Genomic DNA, 17625 nt, shown 5'->3' on the forward strand with positions numbered 1-17625 from the left:
TTCCTCCCAGGAATTAAACGGCAGTGGTTTTAGCGGCCGAGGATGATCACGCTGGCAATCGCCTCTTCGATGCCATGCAGGCCCCCGCCATTCTCGGCCAGCGCCAGCCGCGCACCCTCGACCTGGCGCGGGCCAGCTTCGCCACGCAGCTGCGTCACCAGTTCAAAGACTTGCGCAAGCCCGGTAGCACCGACCGGATGGCCCTTGGATTCCAGGCCGCCGGAAGGATTGACCGGAATGCGGCCGCCCAGCGCGGTCTCACCGCGCTCGGACATCGGTCCGCCATCGCCAAAATCGCAGAAGCCGAGATTCTCGATCTGGATGATCTCGCCCATCGCGGTCGCGTCATGCACCTCAGCCACTGAAATGTCCTTCGGGCCGATGCCGGCCTTTTCATAGGCGCGTTTGGAGCCCAGCGCGGTGCAATGCTTTTCGACCTCTGAAGGGTCGCGGTCACTACCGGACTGCAGCACACTGGCTAGCACCTTGATGGCGCGGTTCTTGTCGATGCCAAGCCGACGCAGGCCCGATTCAGTGACCAGCAGCGCCGCCGACGCGCCGTCCGAGATCGGTGAGCACATCGGCAGGGTCAGCGGATAGGTGATCGGCGGCGCGGCGAGGATCTGGTCGACCGTATAGGCATCGCGGAACTGCGCCAGCGGATTGTGCACCGAATGGGTATGGTTCTTCGCGGCAACGGCCGCGAGATGACGCTGCGTGGTCCCGAAGCGCTTCATATGCGCGCGCGAGAAGGCAGCATAGACATCCATGAAGGCGCTGTAGGGTTTCGGGGAGGTCGTGCCGTCCGGCACCTCGACGCCATCGCCCAGCTTCAGCAGGCGCTCGCGGATCGCCGGGATATCCTCGACATCCCAGGCGCCATCGAAGGCCGAGAACATCAGCTCGCGGTCGGTGGAGAACATCTTTTCCGCACCGAGCGCCAGTGCCACGTCACCATCACCGGCCTTGAGGAAGTTGACCGCCAGATTGAAGGCTGTGGCGGCGCTGGCGCAGGCATTTTCCACATTCACCACCGGAATGCCGCCAACGCCCATGCTGCGCATCACCACTTCGCCGCGGATCATATGCTGGCGTTCCATATGGCCCTGCGCCGAATTGGCGAAGAAGGCGGCTTCCGCCGGCTGGCTGTCGAGGCCGGCATCCTTCAGCGCGCACTGCACGGCCTCTCCGGCCATGGCCTTGATCGTCTTGTCGAGCTGGCGACCGAAATACGTCATGCCGACGCCGGCGATATAAATCTGTTCCATCTTTTCCTCCCTTGGGATTGGCTGCGGCACGACAGGCCGTTCTGGCCTCGCGGCGCTTGCCAATATTTCTTTATAGTCTACATTGTGACCTATAATATGATTTAATGACTCATGAGTCAATAAACGGAGGAAACCCTTGAACGCATCCGCTGATTCCAGCGTCCTGGTCGAGGTTCGCGATAGTGCCGTCTGGATCACCCTGAACCGGCCGGCCGCCCTCAATGCCATCACTCCATCCATCGTCGCCGGCATCCAAGCCGCGCTCGACCGCGCCGACCAGGACGATATCCGCGCCGTGGTGCTGACCGGCAACGGCCGTGCCTTCTGTGCTGGCGCCGACCTCAAGTTCGTGCGCGCCAGCAGTAGTGAAGATGGCGCGAATGTCAGCAATTTCCTGAATTCCGTGCTCGACATGATGACCCGGCTGGAACGCTTCCCCCGGCCGGTGATCGCGGCGGTGAACGGGCTGGCGATGGCGGGCGGGCTGGAACTGCTGCTGTGCTGCGATCTGGTGATCGCCGCACGCTCGGCCAAACTGGGCGATGCCCATGCGAATTTCGGCCTGCTGCCGGGCGGCGGCAGTTCCGTACGGCTGCCGCGCAAGATCGGCCCCACCCGCGCCAAATATCTACTGTTTACCGGTGAGTCGGTTCCGGCCGAAGAGCTTGTCGCAGCCGGACTGGTGAACGAAGTGGTGGAGGATGCCGATCTGATGGCCGCCACGAGGCGCCTTGTGGCCAAACTGGCGGTGAAAAGCCCGCTGGTGCTGCGGCGCATGAAGGCCTTGGTCGATGATGGTCTGGAGCAGCCGTCTGCTCAGGCGCTGCGGTTGGAACTTCTAGCGTCGGAAGTACATGCGCAGAGCGCCGACCTGAAGGAAGGGCTGGCCGCATTCGTGGAAAAGCGCCAGCCGCGCTTTACCGGTCGCTGATCGGGGGAGAGTACGCAATGACTGAGAGCCGTTTTGCCCGACTGCGCAGCATCCAGAGCCATGCCTATGAGGCGGCGCCCGCCATCCGCGCCCAGTTCGATGCCGCCGGCCTGCGTCCGGCTCAGCTGGGCGATGCCGGTGATCTGGCGCGCCTGCCCGTCTTCAAGAAGGATGCAATGATCGAGCAGCAGCGCCTGGCGCCGCCCTATGGTGGCTTCCTGGCCGCGCCGTCCGCGGAGATCGAACGCATCTTCGTCTCGCCTGGCCCGATCAACGAGCCGCAATTCCGCGGCGAAGTGGACGGCCTGGGCTTCGGCGCCGCCTTCGCCGCTGCCGGCATCGACAGCAGCGACGTGGTGCTGAACACCTGGTCGTATCATTTGGTGCCGGCCGGGCTGCTGCTGGATGAAGGCCTGCGCAGCACCGGCGCCGCAGTCATTCCCGCCGGCACCGGCGGCAGTGAAATGCAGGCCAAGCTGATCCGCGACCTCGGCGTCACCTGTATTTGTGCCGCCACAGCCTATTTCGTCACCCTGGCGGAAACCCTGGAGCAGGCCGGCCACGAACTGCCGCGCGACTGGCGGGTCAAATCCGCCCTTCTGGGCGGCGAATTCGGTGACTGGATGGGCAAGCGGCGCCGGCTGGAAGCGCGCTATGGCCTGCGGACCTTCTCGGTCTATGCCACGGCTGATTTCGGCCTGATCGGTTTCGAGCGCGATGCCCAGGAAGGCTACGAAATCCACCCCGACCGCATCGTGCAGATCTGCGATCCGGTGAGCGGCAGCCCCTTGCCCATAGGCGAACCCGGCGAAATCGTGGTCACCACACTGCGGCCGGGCTGGCCGCTGATCCGCTTCGGCACCGGCGATGTCGCCATGGCGCGCGCCCTGCACGACGATGGCAGCGTGGCGCATATCTCCATGCTGCAAGGCCGTGTCGGCCAATCCGTGAAGGCGCGCGAGATCTTCATCTATCCGCGGCAGCTGGAAGACCTAGCCATCGCCGTACCCGGTATCCAGCGCGCCCAGGCCTCGATCAGCCGCGAGGGCCATCGCGACTGCGTCACCCTGCGCCTCGCCCTGCAGGACGGTATCGATCCCGGCAGCGTGACCGAACCGGCGCAGCAGAAATTCCGCGAGCTGTCGCGCCTCAAGGCGGATCGTGTCGAGATTACCAGCAGTGCCGAGCTGACTGCCGAAGCGCCGCTGGTACGTGACCTGCGGCAATAAACGCCAACTGGCTCAGCCGAGCCAGCGCTTGCGCCGCCGGTAGTGCTTGACGTCGCGGTAGCTCTTGCGTTCGCCTTGGATATTCAGGCCGAGATAGAATTCACGCACATCTTCGTTGCTGCGCAGCTCATCGCCGGCACCTTCCAGCACGATATGGCCGTTTTCCATGACATAGCCGTAATCGGCCAGTTGCAATGCGACACGCGCATTCTGCTCCACCACCAGCAGCGTGACGCCGGCATCCTTCAGTGACTTCAGAACCGCAAAGACCTCGTCGACCATCAAAGGCGCGAGGCCAAGCGACGGCTCGTCGATCAGCATGAGCTTGGGGCGCGCCATCATGGCGCGGCCGATCACCAGCATTTGCTGTTCGCCGCCCGACAGATAGCCGGATGTGCGATCCTTCAGGGCGGCAAGCCGGCCGATGCGGGAATAGACCTCATCGAGCCGCTGGCGCACCGCGCGCAGGCTGGTTTCCTTGTGGCCGCCGATGATCAGGTTCTGCTCCACAGTCAGGTGGCGCAGCACGCGGCGGCCTTCCATCACATGGATGATGCCGTCATTGACGATATCGACCGCATCCTGGTTGTCGATACGCTTGCCATTGAACTGGATATTGCCCGAGGTGACGCGCCCGTCCTCGGTTTTGATCACATTCGAAATCGCCTTCAGCGTCGTCGACTTGCCGGCGCCGTTGCCGCCCAATAGGGCGACGCACTGCCCCTCGCTGATGCGCAACGAGACGCCCTTCACCGCCAGGATGACTTCGCTGTAGATCACTTCGACGTTGTTGAGTTCAAGCACGCGCGCCTCCTGCATTATAGAGCGAGCCGGGCATTACGCCCGGCCCGCCCTTGCGACTGGGTTACCACTTCCCGATCTGTGGCACCGCTACACCCGGAGCGGCCGTGACATACTTGCCGCCCTTCACGATGCCGATATTCACCGTCGCCCCGGTGGTCGGGAACGGCGCATCGTTGGTGTATTTCACATCCGACAGGATCTCAAAGGTCTGCTCGCTGGTAATCGTGGTGCTGAGCAGCGCTTCGCGCACGCCGCGGCCGGTGACATTCGCCGCGCCCGATTTCTTGGCCGCAGCCTCTACTGCGCGCAGCGCCACCAGGGTCTGGTTCAGGCCCATCACGGTCGGCACCGTCCAGCCGCCCTTCATGCCATACTGGTTCTTGAGCTTTTCATAGAACTGACGCGACTTGGTGTTCTCGTCGGTTGGCATCGCCATGCCGTAGACTTCGTAGTCGCCCTCCAGGTTGGCAATGCCGCCCATGGCCGAGGCCGAGGCAGTGATGCCGTTATGCGAGCTCATCACGATCGGCACTTTCTTGTTCAACGCCTGCAATGCACGCTTCACCGCCACCACGGCGGCCGTGTTGGTCTGCACGTCCAGCACTTGGGCGCCCTTGTTGAGGACGCGGTTCACCTGGGTGGTCAGATCGGTCGGCTGCACCTCGGTGTAGACGATCTCGACCAGGTCGATGGTGGCCTTGTTCTCATCGGCATACTTGCGCAGGCCTTTGGCGATATCGACATAGGCCGGCGAGGCCTCGGACGAGAAGACCGCAACCTTCAGCGCACCGGTGACATTGTTCTGCTTGCGGTACCATTCGAGGAAGGCAGCCGCCTCATGCGCATAGGTCGAGCGCGGGTTGAACACCCAGGGATCGCTCTTCCAGCCGAAGCCATAGCCGGCAGTCGACATGATCAGCGGAATGCCGTCGGCCGGCAGGCGACCCTGCAGCGCGGTGGCATCCGGCGCGCCGACGCCAAGGGCGATGATCGGGTTCAGCTCGGCCTTGATGCCGGGCCACAGGCTGGCAACCTGGGCAGCGTCGTAACGATGGTCATAATCCTTCATGCGGAGCTGGACGCCGAGGTCCTTGCCCACTTCGGCATTCCACCAGGCGACGGCGGAATGACGCGCGCCGTTGAGGTCCTTCATCACGTCGGCATATGGCCCGGTGAAATCGGCCAGCGAGGCGATGTTATAGGTGGTCTGGGCCCGCGCCGGGGCAGCCAGCATTAGCGTGGCCATTCCGGCAAGCACGGTGCGTGCGAACATTTTCATTGTTACTTCCTCCCGTTTTTCGTGTGTGTGGAACTCGTCTACGCCATGCGAAACGCTAGTAGGAGAACGGCCAGAGCCGGTAGGAGCGTTTGATGATCGACCAGCGATGCATCAGGCCGCGCGGCTCGAAGATCAGGAACGCGGCGATTACACCGCCCAGGAAGATGTTGAGGGTGGCGAACACCACGTCGCCACCCAGCCATGGCACCACCTGCACGAAGGTGGGACCGAGGCTGATGAAGCTCTCGCGGATCGAGAGAATGACCACAACGCCGATCAGGGCGCCGGTGATCGAGCCGATTCCGCCGACGATGACCATGGCGACGAACCAGATCGAGTGGAACAGCGTGAACTGGTCGACGGCGACGAAGCGGACGTAATAGGCCCACAGGCCACCACCGATGCCTGCATAGAAGGAACCCACCAGGAAGGCCATGGCCTTGGTGCGGACGACATCGATGCCCATCATGCCCGACGCGACATCATCGTCGCGCACCGCCACAAAGTCTCGGCCATGACGGCTACGCGCAATGCCGAAAGCACCGGCCACCATCACCACGGCGAAGGCCAGGCAGAGATAGTAGATCGAGCGATCGGTATCGATGGCGAAGCCGAACAGTTGCGCCGGCTCGAGCGACAGGCCGTTGGATCCGCCGAGCCATGACTGCGGCAGGTTGAGCACAAGGAAATGGAACAGCGACTGCGCCGCGATGGTGGTAAGCACAAGGTAGAAACCTTTGATGCGCACCGCCGACAGGCCGAAGATGAAACCGAAGGCGGCGGCCGCGCAGCCGCCCAGCGGGATCGCTGCCCAGAACGGGAAGCCGAACTTGCTGGCCAGAACAGCGGTGGCATAGGCGCCGCTGCCCATGAAAGCAGCCTGGCCAAGATTGATCTGGCCGCCATAGCCGGTGCAAATCTGCAGGCCGACAGTCACCACTACGGTGATCAGCGCCGAAGTCGCTACCGCCACCAGGCGCGGACCGACCAGCATCGGTAGCACCGCCAACAGCAGCAGGAAAAGCACCAGGCAGAGGAACTGCTTGCGCGTGCGGATCAGCGACTGGTCGCGCGCGAAGCTGGTTGCAAAGACGCCAGCGGGATCCATGGCTCAGACCCTCTCGACCATTTTCCAACCGAACATGCCGGTTGGCCGGATGAACAGGATGACAAGCATGATGATGAACGGGAACACATTGCCGACGGAGCCGCCGATGACCGGATCGACATAGGCCATAACCAGGCCTTGGATGATGCCGACGATGATCCCGGCAAGTAGCACGCCTCCGATCGATTCAAAGCCGGCCAGTAAAGCGACCGGCAGCGCAGCCAGGCCGATCTCGGAGGCCAGGAAGCTGACCGATTTTCCGCTCAGGAAGATGATCGCGCCCAGCGTCGACAACACCGAGCCGAGGATCCAGGCAAATGCCACCGAGCGCTTGACCGAGATACCCATCGACACTGCCACCTGGTGGTCTTCCGCCACCGCCGTCATGCGCAAGCCCGGACGCGTGCGGTTGAAGAACCAGGAGAGACCGAGGCCGACCACGATGGTGATCATGCCGCCGACGAACAACGAGCGCGGGATCAGGATGTCGCCGATGATCACCGGCTGCAGCGGGAAGATGATCGGGAACGGCCGCACCTGCGGGCCAAACAACACCAAGATCAGACCGCGCAGTAGGATCAGCAGGCCGATGGTGACCATCACCATGGCAAAGACCGACTCACCCACCAGGCGCGAGAAAAAGATGCGCTCGATGGCAAAGCCGAATAGGGCCGCGGCAACGAAAGCCAGCGGAATGCCGATCCAGTATGGCAGGCCGATGGAGGTGATCATCCACCAGACCACGAAGCCGCCGAACACCACCAGCTCACCTTGGGCAAAATTGAACACCTTGGAGGCGCGGTAGATGACGATGAAGCCCATGGCGATCAGGGCATACAACAACCCGATCAGCGCACCATTGATGGTGTAGTTTAGAAAGTCGCTCATGCGATGGCCCGCCTGTTGTCCTGCACTTCAATTACGTTGAAGCCCTCGTCGACATCGTTGATGCGCACTGTTGCCGAGAGCGTACCTTTACGACCATCCTGGTAGGTGATCAGGATGTTAACGGCCGCCGTGCTGCTGCCGCGATAGATCTCTTCCACCAGGGCCTGATAGCGTTCGGTGATGAATTCACGCCGCAATTTGCGCGAACGGGTCAGCTCGCCTTCGTCAGGATCGAGTTCCTTGGGGAAATTGGCGAAGCGGCGCACGCGCGCATGTTCCGGCAGGAAGCGGTTGACGCGGCGGATATCCTCGCGGATCAGCGTCGCCACTTCCGGCTTCTGCGACAGGTCAGTGAAGGTGGAGTATGTGATGTTGCGCTCTTCCGCCCAGCGCGACAGCACCTCCATGTCGATATTGATCAGCGCGCCGACGAAATCGCGACTTTCATCGCCAAGGGTGAGGATGTCCTTGATGAAGGGGCTGAAGCGCAGCCGGGTTTCGATATATTGCGGCGGGAAGCTGTCGCCGCTGCGCATGCGGCGTAGGTCGCTGATTCGCTCGAGGAAGACCAGCTCGCCGCTCTCGGTCTGGGTGACGGCATCGCCAGTCTGGTACCAGCCATCCTGCAGACGCTCGTCGGACTTCTCCGGATTGCGGTAATACCCCTGGAAGAAGGAACCGCCGCGCACCAGCAGCTCGCCGGCCTCTGACAGTTTCCATTCCAGCGGCTTGCCGGCATCCGGATGTGGCTTCATCCAGTGGCCGACGGTCTCGAGGTTGTAGCTCTCGCTCTGGTGCAGGGTCAGCAGGCCGATCTCGGTAGCGCCGTAGATGTTGCGCAGCGGCACGCCGATGGCATGGAACAGCCGGAATACATCCGGCGCCATGGTGGCGCCACCGCAGACCGGCAGGCTGAGCCGGGTCAGACCAAGTTTGTCGCGCAGCGGCTCCAGCACCAGCGCATCCGCCAGCGGATAGAGCAGCCGCGCCAGCAGCGGCGCCGGCTTGCCTTCCAGGCGACCGACATTCACCTGATGCCCGATCGCCACGCCCCATTCGTAGATGCGACGACGCAGCGGGCCGGCATCCAGCATGCGAGCCTGGATCGTCGCCGCCAGGCTTTCCCACTGCCGCGGCGCGAAGACCATCATCTCCACCGCAATTTCGCGCAGGTTTGCCAGAACCTGCTCGGGCGATTCCGGGAAATTCACCACCATCGGCACGGCCAGGCCCATGGTGACGCCGACGATCTGCTCGGTGATCCAGGCCGGCGCAATATAGGTTAGATAGTCGAGACCGGGCCGCACCTCGGCCGCACTCATGATGCGGTAGGCGTTGTCGATCATCATCTTGTGCGTGACGATCACGCCCTTGGGCCGGCCAGTGGTGCCCGACGTGTAAGACAGCACCGCGATATCGTCCGGCTGTCCTGCCGCCACCATCGCCTCGAAGGCAGCGGGACTGGCGCGGTGACGCTCGATACCCCGGGTTGTCACGTCCTGCGTGGTATGCAGCCCCTTGTCGCCGTAGGACCACATGCCCGTCGTGTCCCAGTACAGGATATGCCGCAGGCCTGGTACGGCATCGCGGATGGCCAGGCCCTTGTCGACCTGCTCCTGATCCTGGGCGATCAGGCAGACCGCCTCGCTGTCATTCAGAAGATAGTCGATTTCGCCAGCCGTCAGATCGGGGTAGAGCGATATGACCTTCGCTCCGAGCGCCAGTGCGGCAAACTCGGCCCAGAAATTGTCCGGCTCATTCTCGCCGATGATGGCAACCGTTTCGCCGCGCTTCACACCCATGGCATCAAGCCCGAGAGCGAGGCCGCGCACCTGCTCGAGCACATCGCCGAAGCTGTATTCGCGCCAGATGCCGCGCTTCTTGTGGCGCTGCGCCAGGCGGCTGGGCTCCTGCTGGCCACGCAGCAGCAGCAGTTGGGGCAGGGTCTGCATCGCAATCATCAGCGCGTTCCCTCACCCAGATAAGCCTTGAGCACCGCCGGATCGCGCTGGACTTCGGCTGGCGTGCCCTCGGCGATCTTGCGGCCAAAATCCAGCACGACCACGCGATCGGCCAGATCCATCACCACGCCCATGTCATGCTCGACCAGCACCACCGGAATGCCGCGTGCCTCGCGCACATCCAGGATGAAACGGGCCAGATCTTCCTTTTCTTCGGTATTCATGCCGGCCATCGGCTCGTCCATCAGCAGGATTTTCGGCTCCTGCGCCAAGGCGCGACCAAGATCGACCCGCTTGCGCTGGCCATAGCCGAGCGTGCCGACCGGACGGTGGCGAATCGCCTCCATCTCCAGCAGCTCGATGATTTCCTCCACCACCTCGCGCTGGGCGAATTCCTCATTGCGCGAGCGGCCGAAATGGATGAAGGCATCCAGGATGCTGCTGCGCATGTGCATATGCCGGCCGATCATGATGTTTTCGATCACCGTCATGCCCGAGAAGATATGCGTGCCCTGGAAGGTGCGGGCGAGGCCGGCGCGCGCAATCTGGTGCACCGACTTGCCGATCACGGACGTGCCGTCGAACTGGATTTCGCCGCGCTGCGGACGATAGAAGCCGCTGAAGCAGTTCATCAGCGAGGATTTGCCGGCCCCGTTCGGGCCGATCACCGCGACCAGTTCGTCGCTGCAGATCTCAATGGTGACGCCATCCAGCGCCTTGATGCCGCCGAATTGCAAACCGATGTCTTGGGCGGCGAGCACCGGACGCTTGCGCGCTCCGGCAGCCGCGCCATGCGGCACTGCCATCGCTTCCACTCGTTTCCTCCCTGGCATCGGTCGAGTTCAATTCCCGGACCGGCCGGTCAGATTTGAATATCTGACCATATGGACGTCTAGTTTACTTACGGGTCAATTCATGTCAACCTCTCTTTCACTGATCCTGGGGAGGACATGAAATGTCGATGCAATTCGGTAACCGCCAGCTCGCCGCGCGCTTCATGTCGCGGCTGCAACTTCCGGTCATCGCCGGACCGATGTTTTTGATTTCCGGGCCAGATCTGGTGATCGGTTGCTGCAATGCGGGAGTGGTCGGCTCCTTCCCCAGCCTGAATGCCCGCACGACAGCGCTGCTCGATGAATGGCTGACGCGCATCGCCGCCGAAACCAGCAGCCCGAATGCTGCACCGTATGCGGTCAATATGATTGTCCATCCCAGCAACACGCGGCTGGAAGAAGATATGGCGCTGGTCGAAAAGCATAAGGCGCCATTGGTGATCGCCAGCGTCGGTAGTCCCGCCAACATCGTCGCCCGTGTTCATGCCTATGGCGGGCTGGTCTTTTCCGATGTGGCCTCGCTGAAACATGCACGGCGTGCAGCGGAGGTCGGCGTCGATGGCCTGATCCTGTTATGCGCCGGCTCGGGCGGCAATACCGGCTGGCTTAATCCCTTCGCTTTCGTCGGCGCCGTGCGCGAATTCTTCGACGGCCCGATCGTGCTGGCGGGTGCCATTTCACGCGGCCAGTATATTCATGTGGCGCAGGAAATGGGCGCCGACATGGCCTATATCGGCACCAGCTTTATCGTCACGCGCGAAAGCATGGCCAACGACAAGTATCGCGACATGCTGCTGGATGCCAATGCGGACGACATCATCCTGACTGCAGAGATCACCGGTATTCCAGCCAATATGCTGCGCCAGAGCCTGGAGAGTGCCGGCCTGAAAACCGGAAAAAAGCATGAAGGCGGCTTCAGCCTGCTGCGCGAAGTGGAAATGCTGAAAGCCTGGCGCGACATCTGGAGCGCCGGCCATGGCGTGGGCGATGTGCGGGCGGTGGAAAGCGTCGGCGACCTGGTGCGCCGGTTACAGGCGGATTACCTGGCGGCGCGCAACCGGCAAAACGTCACTGCGGCTTGAGCGCATGCTCCAGCAGATCGGAGAACACGCTGGCGATACCCTCGCCGCTCATGTCGCCGTCGGGACGGAACCATTGCGTCATCCAGTTGATCGCGCCCATGAAGAAGAACACCGTCATGCGCGGATCGGCTTCGCGGATACTGCCGTCCTTGATGCCCTCGGTGATCAGTTCGCTGAACTTCTTCTGGAAATCGTCACGGCGCTTTGCGATCACAGCGCGGTTCTTGGGTTCGAGCGCGGCAAATTCGCTGAGCACCGCGCAGGAGCCGATCTCGCTGGTGATCAGTTCGATATAGCGGCGACAGACCAGTACGATCTTCTCGCGCCCTGTCTCGCCATGCTCGACGGCGTAATCATAGGCCACGTTGCCGAGATCCTGCGCCAGCATGTGGCATTCGAACAGGATCTCCTGCTTGTTGGTGACATAGTAGTACAGCGCCGGCTTGGTGACGCCCAAGGTCTTGGCAACGTCGTCCAGGGAGGTGTCGTGATAGCCGCGTGCGCTGAAAGCGCGGGCCGCTTCGCGCAGCAGGGCCGTGCGCTTCAGCGCAAAAAGCTGATCGCGGCTGGGCGCCACATTCTTCCAGGCCGACGGTTTGCGACCGCGCTGTGCCACACGCATTCTCCCTTGAAACTTACCCGAAACGCCGGCCAGCCCAGGCAGGCGGCGGCGCCAAAACCCGGGAATCGGGCCGGCGGCTGGAAACTTTCAACAATCTTACCGCAAAGTCAAACAAGCTGTCCGGAATGCAGAATCTATTTACCACGGGGGCGAGGCTGCCGACTCGAGCCACCCGGCCATGGGCAAAATCGAAGCGTAAGCAGCAGGAGGGGAAGATGAAAGGGATTTTCGACGGCGTCCGCGTGCTCTCACTGGCCGAGCAGTTGCCCGGCCCGTATGCCACCCTGCTGCTGGCCGATCTCGGCGCCGATGTGATTCTGGTGGAGCGGCCTTCAGGTGGCGACCCGGCACGGGCCTTTCCGTCCTTCTTCCGTGCCGTGGGGCGCAACAAGCGCAGCCTTTGCCTCGATCTGAAATCCGAAGCCGACCGGGCTGAATTCATAGCCCTCGCGGGGAGTGCCGATGTGGTGCTGGAAGGCTACCGGCCCGGCACCATGGACCGTCTCGGCATCGGTTATGCGACGCTGTCCGCCGTCAATCCGCGGCTGATTTATGCTTCCATCACCGGCTTTGGCCAGAACGGCCCGAGCCGACTGCGACCGGCCCATGATCTGTCCTACCAGGCGGTGGCAGGCATGGTGTTCGGCAGTGCCGGCGCGCCACCCGCGATGCCGGAAATCCCGCTGGGCGACCTTTCCAGCGCCACCTTCGCCGCCTTTGCCATCGCCGCCGCCCTCTATGGCCGCGAGCGCAGCGGGCATGGCACCGCCATCGATGTCTCGATGACCGATGGCCTGGTCTCGTTGATGGCGCCCTATCTCGTGCCGCATATGAGCGGCGACAAGGCCTTCGAAGTTTTCGACGAGCCGGCCTACGGCATCTTCACCTGCGGCGACGGCAAGCAGCTGACGCTCAGCATCGCGCATGAGGATCATTTCTGGGCCACACTGTGCCATGCCCTGGAGCTGCCGCAGCATGCCGGGCTGAAAGCGGCGGAACGGCGGCGGCGGCGCACCGAACTGCACGGGGAGATATCAGCACTGCTGGCACAGCAGCCGCGTACCCACTGGGCCACGGTGTTCGATACTGCCGGCAATATCGCCTGGTCGCCGCTGCATGATTTCACCGGCGTTTTGCAGGATCCGCATTTCCGCGCGCGCGGCCTGTTCCAGCAGTTGCCCAGCGGTGAAGAACATATCTTGCAGCCAGTGCAGTTCTCCGCCTATCACAGCGTCATCCGGCGCGGTGCGCCGGGCCTGGGCGAACACACGGCAGAAATTCTTGGACGCGACCGCGCGACGGTTAAAGCTGCGGGTTGATCAGATATTTGACGCCGCTGCGCTTTTCCATGTAGGCGGCCACGGTCCGCGGCTGGACGGCATCGGCCAGTGAAATGGTGGCGGCATAGCTGGTGGCGAAGGTGGTGTGCAGCTCGTCGCAGACGCGTTGGCGCAGCCTCGCCTGCGTCGCCGCATCGGTCTGCTGCAGGAAATCGAACAGCAGCCAGCCGGACACGCTCCAGTTCAGGCCAACGATACGACTGATCTCGATCGGCGCGCGGTCGAGCGCGCCGTAGACGAAGGCTTGCTTCAGCACATTGGTGCCATAACGGCTGTAGCGCGTGGCCTGCTGCGACGCGGCCGCCTCCATGGCGCCCAGGATGCGCCCGGTCAACGCGCCGCCCACGGCATCGAAACAGGCGGTCGCACCGGTGGCGGCCAGCGCCAGCGCCAGATCCTGCCGGAAGTCCGGCGCGGCACTGCTGCAGACATGTTCGGCGCCAAGCGCGCGCAGTTCCGCCACCTGGTCATCGCGGCGCACGATATTCACCAGCGGCACGCCATCCTGCCGGCAGGCGCGGATCAGCATCTTGCCGACGCTGGACGCCGCCGCCGTGTGGACAATCGCCTTGTGCCCATTACGCCGGGCGGTTTCCAGCAGGCCGAGCACAGTCAGCGGATTGACCAGGGCCGCCGCGCCCTCGGCCGGACTGGTGCCATCGGGCAGCACCAGGATGTCGGTCACTGCGATCCGCCGGTATTGTGCATAGGCGCCGTCGCCGATCATGGCCACGGTCTTGCCCAGCAGTGCTTCCTGGCCGGGCCCGGCCGCCACCACCACACCGGCACCCTCCACGCCGGCCGGCAGCGGCTGATCGATGCGCAGGGCGACAAACGGCAGCGCGGCCGGCGGCACCGGCGCCACCAGCACCGGCTGTCGCACGGTTCCCTCCAGCCGGGCCGCTGAAAGATCGGCCGGGCCGAACAGCAGGCCCATGTCGGTAGGATTGATTGGCGCAGCCTCAACCCGAACCACGACTTCGTTTGTGGCAGGAACTCCGGTAGCTTGCTCGGTCAAGGCGATGCGCAGCTCGCCCGCCGCCGTGATACAGGACCGCAAAACCAGGCCGCGCCAGTCTTCGCCACCTGCCTGGACCGTCGTTTTCTGTGTCATGGCTGCTGCCTTGCGATGCCGAAACGGATTTAGCGACCCTGGAATACAGGCTTGCGCTTTTCCACGAAGGCCGCGATGCCCTCTTGCGCATCTGCTGAATCGACGCAGGCGGCAATACCGCGCGCCTCCAGCTCCAGCTGGGTTTCCAGGCTGGTAGATTCTGAATCGGTCAGCAGGTTTTTCATGCGGCCAAAGGCCGCCGTCGGGCCGCTGGCAAGGCTTTCCGCCATCTGGGTGGCGGCACCGGTCAGCTGATCGGGCGCAACCACCTGGTCGGCGATGCCCCAGTCGAGCGCCTCGGCCGCCGGCACCCTGCGGCCCTGCAACATCATCAGGCGGGCGCGATGCGACCCGATGCGGCGCGGTAGCGTCCAGGACTGCCCGCCATCGGCAGAAAGTCCGGCCGCGGCATAGGCCGAGGCGAATTGCGCCGTGTCGGATGCGATGAGGAAATCGCAGGCCAGCGCCAGACTGAAGCCGGCACCTGCGGCAGGGCCGTTCACGGCCGCGATGCTCGGCGCCCGCATCCGTGCCAGCGCGGCGATCGCGCCATGCAGATGCAGGGTCATGGTGCGGATGCTGAGTGCGGTTTCGGTCGGATCGCGCATACCGCTGAGATCGCCGCCGACGCAGAAGAAACGCCCGCTGCCGGTCAGCACCACGGCACGAACAGCAATGTCAGCCTCACAGCGCCGCACGGCCTCGGCAAGATCGGTTAGCAGCGCGACATTCATACCGTTGCCGGCCTCCGGCCGCGCCAGCGTCAGCCACGCCACCGCGCCCCTGCGTTCAAACGTCACCAGCTTGTCGGTCATGCCACGTCCCTCCGTTCCGGATCCGTCAAATCTGCTGCTCGCGGATTCGACGCGCAATGATCAGCCGCTGGATATCGTTGGTGCCTTCGTAAATCTGGCAAACCCGCACATCGCGAGAGATCTGCTCGACACGATAGTCATTAAGATAACCATTGCCGCCATGGGTCTGGATGGCATCGGAGCAGACCCTTTCGGCCATCTCCGCAGCTTTCAGCTTCGCAATCGACGCTTCTACCGCGCATTCGACACCTTCATCGAACAGGCGGGCGGCATAGCGGGTATAAACCCGCGCCATGTCAATGGCGGCATGCATGTCAGCCAGCCGGAAGCCGACAGCCTGGTGGTCGAAGATCGACTTTCCGAAAGCGGTGCGCTCGCGTGAATAGCGCAGCGCCAGTTCATAGGCGGCCCGTGCCATGCCGACCGACTGCGAAGCGACCGAGATGCGACCATCCGACAGCAGGCCCATGGTGAGCGGTAAAGCCTCGCCGACGCCGCCGAGAACCATGTCGTCCGGCACGAAGCAGTTCTCGAAATGCATCTGCACGGTATCGGAGGTGTGCTGTCCCATCTTGCGCTCGAGCTTGCCGGGCGTGAATCCCGGCGTGCCCCGCGGCACCAGGAAGAAGGTTTTGCCACGCGAACCGGCCTGCGGGTCGGTGACGGCCAGCACGATGGCCAGACCAGCACGAGCGCCGTTGGAGATGAACTGCTTCTCGGCATTGAGCACCCAGCCACCTTCGGCGCGCGTCGCCCGGCCGGTGATGGCAGAGAGATCCGAACCGGCCGATGGTTCGGTGAGGCAGACGGCACCGATCGCTTCACCGCTGGCCATCTTGCCGAGCCAGGCTTTTTTCTGCGCCTCGGTGCCCAGCCGCGCCAGCAGCATGGCGGTGCCCAGGCCATGCACGTGGATGAGCGTGGACAACCCGCCGTCGCCGGCCGCCAGTTCCTCGATCACGGCAATGAAGGTGGAAAGGTTGCAGCCGGAACCGCCGTATTGCTCCGGCAGCAGCAGGCCGAACAGGCCCATCTCGCCCATTTCGGCGAACACGCTGTCCGGCACCTGACCATCGCGGTTCCAGACCGCGCTATGCGGGGCGATGCGCTTCTGCACAAAGCGGCGCACACCCTCGACCAGTTCGCTGTCGATATCACTGGCAGCCATCGGATTTCCTCCATTCATTTTTTTGCAGCCCTGCCATTCGGCGCGAACTGTCGCCGCTGCTGCAGCGGACCGGCCGCGTGCGGCGCGGCCCGAATGCGAGCATCCGGCGGGAATTGTCTCAACTATAGTCAATTTGACTTTTAAGTAAATAATATTATTTATAAGTCATATTAGTGGCGGACCGCCGCCATGCAGGGAGGGATACAAAATGCTGCCGACCCAACTGGCCCAGCGCCTGCGCATGCCTGTGCTGGCCTCGCCGCTGTTTCTGATTTCCGGTCCAGACCTGGTGGTTGAAACCAGCAAAGCCGGTGTGATCGGCAGCTTCCCCAGCTTCAACCAGCGCACCTCGGTCGGCTACGAAGAATGGCTAAAGGACATCCGCCAGCGGCTGACGCCGGCCGATGCGCCCTGGGCTGTGCAGTTCGCCGTGCATCGCACCAACGCCCGTCTGGCCGAGGACATGGCGCTGACGGTGAAATACCAGGTGCCGATCCTGATCACGGCACTCGGCATCACCCGCGAGGTCACCGATGCGGTGCATGCCTATGGCGGCCTGGTCTTCCACGATGCCATCAACATGCAGCATGCCCGCCGCGCGCTGGAGATGAACGTCGATGGCATCATCGCCGTCTGCAATGGGGCCGGCGGCCATGCCGGCGTCTACAACCCCTTCGCCTTCATCGGCGAATTGCGCCCGATCCTCGGCGACAAAACACTGATCCTCTCAGGCTGCATCGGCGACGGCAGCAGCATCGCCGGCGCGATCGCCGCAGGTGCGGATCTCGCCTATATCGGCACCCGCCTGGTCAACACTGCGGAAAGCATGGCTTCAGATCAGATGAAGCAGCTGATCATCGAGTCCAATATCACCGATATCATCTACTCTGCCGAGGTCGACGGTGTCGGCGCCAACTGGCTGCGCCAGACGTTGCCCGCCACAGGCAATCTGCGCGCCGGCGGCGCGGTGGGCAGCATGAATGTCAGCGATGTTCTGGGCGAGCCGAAGCGCTGGCGCGATATCCTCAGCGCCGGCCAGGGCGTCGGCTCAATCCACGATGTTCCGCGGGTCGCCGACTTGATCGCGCGGATGGAGCGCGAATATCGGGCTGCAACTGACCGGCTGATCAGAATCGTGGGGAGGCAGTCGAGTGCCGCTGCCTAAAGCGGCTGCCTGAACCGG

Annotated in this window: 16 protein-coding genes; 5 read left to right on the forward strand and 11 right to left on the reverse strand. The window is 63.3% G+C overall.

Annotation, left to right across the window (positions count from 1 at the left end; all coding sequences use genetic code 11):
* Positions 1-29 precede the first annotated feature (29 nt).
* A complete protein-coding gene (locus ACK4FK_RS03310) occupies positions 30-1268 on the reverse strand; it encodes a thiolase family protein (RefSeq protein ID WP_409741067.1) in 1239 nt (412 codons plus the stop codon).
* Positions 1269-1404: 136 nt separating this feature from the next.
* Here ACK4FK_RS03310 and ACK4FK_RS03315 point away from each other — a divergent pair, with 136 nt between their 5' ends.
* Both ACK4FK_RS03315 and ACK4FK_RS03320 read left to right on the forward strand, forming a co-directional pair.
* Positions 1405-2199, forward strand: a complete 795-nt coding sequence (locus ACK4FK_RS03315) for an enoyl-CoA hydratase/isomerase family protein (protein ID WP_409741070.1) — start codon at positions 1405-1407, stop codon at positions 2197-2199.
* 17 nt (positions 2200-2216) lie between these two features.
* Positions 2217-3428, forward strand: a complete 1212-nt coding sequence (locus ACK4FK_RS03320) for a phenylacetate--CoA ligase family protein (protein WP_409741073.1) — start codon at positions 2217-2219, stop codon at positions 3426-3428.
* 12 nt (positions 3429-3440) lie between these two features.
* Here ACK4FK_RS03320 and ACK4FK_RS03325 read toward each other — a convergent pair whose 3' ends face one another.
* The 6 genes from ACK4FK_RS03325 to ACK4FK_RS03350 all read right to left on the reverse strand — a co-directional run bounded on the left by ACK4FK_RS03325 (position 3441) and on the right by ACK4FK_RS03350 (position 10274).
* Positions 3441-4232, reverse strand: a complete 792-nt coding sequence (locus ACK4FK_RS03325; protein WP_409741076.1) for an ABC transporter ATP-binding protein — start codon at positions 4230-4232, stop codon at positions 3441-3443.
* Between the two features lie 61 nt (positions 4233-4293).
* Positions 4294-5511 carry an ABC transporter substrate-binding protein gene (locus ACK4FK_RS03330; protein ID WP_409741079.1) on the reverse strand — a complete coding sequence of 406 codons (1218 nt, stop codon included), beginning with the start codon at positions 5509-5511 and terminating at the stop codon, positions 4294-4296.
* Positions 5512-5566: 55 nt separating this feature from the next.
* Entirely contained in the window at positions 5567-6619 is a 1053-nt protein-coding gene (locus ACK4FK_RS03335) for a branched-chain amino acid ABC transporter permease (RefSeq protein ID WP_409741081.1), read from the reverse strand.
* 3 nt (positions 6620-6622) lie between these two features.
* Positions 6623-7507 (reverse strand): branched-chain amino acid ABC transporter permease, encoded by an 885-nt coding sequence (locus ACK4FK_RS03340; protein WP_409741084.1) that lies wholly within the window; start codon positions 7505-7507, stop codon positions 6623-6625.
* Positions 7504-9468 (reverse strand): AMP-dependent synthetase/ligase, encoded by a 1965-nt coding sequence (locus ACK4FK_RS03345; RefSeq protein ID WP_409741086.1) that lies wholly within the window; start codon positions 9466-9468, stop codon positions 7504-7506. The genes ACK4FK_RS03340 and ACK4FK_RS03345 overlap by 4 nt, the downstream gene beginning before the upstream one ends.
* Positions 9468-10274, reverse strand: a complete 807-nt coding sequence (locus tag ACK4FK_RS03350) for an ABC transporter ATP-binding protein (protein WP_291008896.1) — start codon at positions 10272-10274, stop codon at positions 9468-9470. Before ACK4FK_RS03350 ends, ACK4FK_RS03345 begins: the two co-directional genes overlap by 1 nt.
* Positions 10275-10423: 149 nt before the next feature.
* On the opposite strand from ACK4FK_RS03350, the gene ACK4FK_RS03355 reads away from it, so the two are divergent.
* Positions 10424-11383, forward strand: a complete 960-nt coding sequence (locus tag ACK4FK_RS03355) for an NAD(P)H-dependent flavin oxidoreductase (RefSeq protein WP_291008868.1) — start codon at positions 10424-10426, stop codon at positions 11381-11383.
* Here the strand turns inward: ACK4FK_RS03355 and ACK4FK_RS03360 are convergent.
* A complete protein-coding gene (locus tag ACK4FK_RS03360) occupies positions 11370-11999 on the reverse strand; it encodes a TetR/AcrR family transcriptional regulator (protein ID WP_291008871.1) in 630 nt (209 codons plus the stop codon). The two genes, ACK4FK_RS03355 and ACK4FK_RS03360, sit on opposite strands and share 14 nt — an antisense overlap.
* Positions 12000-12220: 221 nt before the next feature.
* Between ACK4FK_RS03360 and ACK4FK_RS03365 the strand changes: the two genes are divergently transcribed.
* Positions 12221-13324, forward strand: a complete 1104-nt coding sequence (locus ACK4FK_RS03365; RefSeq protein WP_409741090.1) for a CaiB/BaiF CoA transferase family protein — start codon at positions 12221-12223, stop codon at positions 13322-13324.
* Here ACK4FK_RS03365 and ACK4FK_RS03370 read toward each other — a convergent pair.
* Genes ACK4FK_RS03370 through ACK4FK_RS03380 form a run of 3 tightly spaced genes read right to left on the reverse strand, consistent with a single transcriptional unit; the run spans position 13308 to position 16442 of the window.
* On the reverse strand, positions 13308-14459 hold the full coding sequence (locus ACK4FK_RS03370) for a hypothetical protein (protein WP_409741093.1): 1152 nt from the start codon (positions 14457-14459) through the stop codon (positions 13308-13310). The genes ACK4FK_RS03365 and ACK4FK_RS03370 overlap by 17 nt on opposite strands.
* Before the next feature lie 29 nt (positions 14460-14488).
* Positions 14489-15274 (reverse strand): enoyl-CoA hydratase/isomerase family protein, encoded by a 786-nt coding sequence (locus ACK4FK_RS03375; RefSeq protein ID WP_409741096.1) that lies wholly within the window; start codon positions 15272-15274, stop codon positions 14489-14491.
* A gap of 25 nt (positions 15275-15299) precedes the next feature.
* A complete protein-coding gene (locus ACK4FK_RS03380) occupies positions 15300-16442 on the reverse strand; it encodes an acyl-CoA dehydrogenase family protein (RefSeq protein ID WP_409741099.1) in 1143 nt (380 codons plus the stop codon).
* Positions 16443-16650: 208 nt separating this feature from the next.
* Here ACK4FK_RS03380 and ACK4FK_RS03385 point away from each other — a divergent pair, with 208 nt between their 5' ends.
* The gene (locus ACK4FK_RS03385; protein ID WP_409741101.1) at positions 16651-17607 is read left to right on the forward strand and encodes an NAD(P)H-dependent flavin oxidoreductase; all 957 of its coding nucleotides are present in this window, start codon (positions 16651-16653) and stop codon (positions 17605-17607) included.
* The last annotated feature ends 18 nt before the right edge of the window (positions 17608-17625 follow it).

Origin of the sequence: Ferrovibrio sp. (assembly GCF_046297895.1) — a bacterium.
Taxonomy (GTDB): domain Bacteria; phylum Pseudomonadota; class Alphaproteobacteria; order Ferrovibrionales; family Ferrovibrionaceae; genus Ferrovibrio.

Coding starts and splice junctions, on each gene's coding strand:
- ACK4FK_RS03350 (WP_291008896.1), bottom strand. CDS start 10,274: ATGGCAGTGCCGCATGGCGCGGCTGCCGGAGCGCGCAAGCGTCCGGTG.
- ACK4FK_RS03310 (WP_409741067.1), bottom strand. CDS start 1,268: ATGGAACAGATTTATATCGCCGGCGTCGGCATGACGTATTTCGGTCGC.
- ACK4FK_RS03385 (WP_409741101.1), top strand. CDS start 16,651: ATGCTGCCGACCCAACTGGCCCAGCGCCTGCGCATGCCTGTGCTGGCC.
- ACK4FK_RS03365 (WP_409741090.1), top strand. CDS start 12,221: ATGAAAGGGATTTTCGACGGCGTCCGCGTGCTCTCACTGGCCGAGCAG.
- ACK4FK_RS03345 (WP_409741086.1), bottom strand. CDS start 9,468: ATGATTGCGATGCAGACCCTGCCCCAACTGCTGCTGCTGCGTGGCCAG.
- ACK4FK_RS03370 (WP_409741093.1), bottom strand. CDS start 14,459: ATGACACAGAAAACGACGGTCCAGGCAGGTGGCGAAGACTGGCGCGGC.
- ACK4FK_RS03355 (WP_291008868.1), top strand. CDS start 10,424: ATGTCGATGCAATTCGGTAACCGCCAGCTCGCCGCGCGCTTCATGTCG.
- ACK4FK_RS03335 (WP_409741081.1), bottom strand. CDS start 6,619: ATGGATCCCGCTGGCGTCTTTGCAACCAGCTTCGCGCGCGACCAGTCG.
- ACK4FK_RS03375 (WP_409741096.1), bottom strand. CDS start 15,274: ATGACCGACAAGCTGGTGACGTTTGAACGCAGGGGCGCGGTGGCGTGG.
- ACK4FK_RS03340 (WP_409741084.1), bottom strand. CDS start 7,507: ATGAGCGACTTTCTAAACTACACCATCAATGGTGCGCTGATCGGGTTG.
- ACK4FK_RS03320 (WP_409741073.1), top strand. CDS start 2,217: ATGACTGAGAGCCGTTTTGCCCGACTGCGCAGCATCCAGAGCCATGCC.
- ACK4FK_RS03380 (WP_409741099.1), bottom strand. CDS start 16,442: ATGGCTGCCAGTGATATCGACAGCGAACTGGTCGAGGGTGTGCGCCGC.
- ACK4FK_RS03330 (WP_409741079.1), bottom strand. CDS start 5,511: ATGAAAATGTTCGCACGCACCGTGCTTGCCGGAATGGCCACGCTAATG.